Here is a 369-nt window from a genome sequence, read left to right on the forward strand (position 1 = left end):
CGCCATGCACTTCGTCCAGACCCAGCTCCGTGGCCACGGCCCGCGCGGTGGTGAGTCCGTCGCCGGTGGCCATGATGATGCGCAGCCCGGCAGCGTGCAGCTCATCGATGGCGGCCGCGGCCGATGCCTTGATCGGGTCGGCGACCGCGATCAGGCCCGCCAAGCGACCGTCCACGGCGAGGAACATGGCGCTTGCGCCCTCGCGCCGCAGGCGCTCGGCCACGTCGACATGCGCACCGGGGTTGGCGCCCAGGTCCTCCATGAGTGCGGTATTGCCCAGCGCCAGTTCGTGGCCCGCCACGGTCCCGCGCACCCCCATGCCGGTCACCGAGTCGAAGCCCTCCACGCGGTCGAACTCGAACTTACGGC

General features: G+C 71.5%; 1 protein-coding gene. It reads right to left on the bottom strand.

Features of this window, described 5'->3' with window-relative positions; translation table 11 throughout:
* Positions 1-369 (bottom strand): HAD family hydrolase (locus OC373_RS18930; RefSeq protein ID WP_261998288.1); only part of this gene is annotated, 369 nt, incomplete at both ends.

Origin of the sequence: Stenotrophomonas sp. Ste96 (genome assembly GCF_024519495.1) — a bacterium.
Taxonomy (GTDB): domain Bacteria; phylum Pseudomonadota; class Gammaproteobacteria; order Xanthomonadales; family Xanthomonadaceae; genus Stenotrophomonas; species Stenotrophomonas bentonitica_A.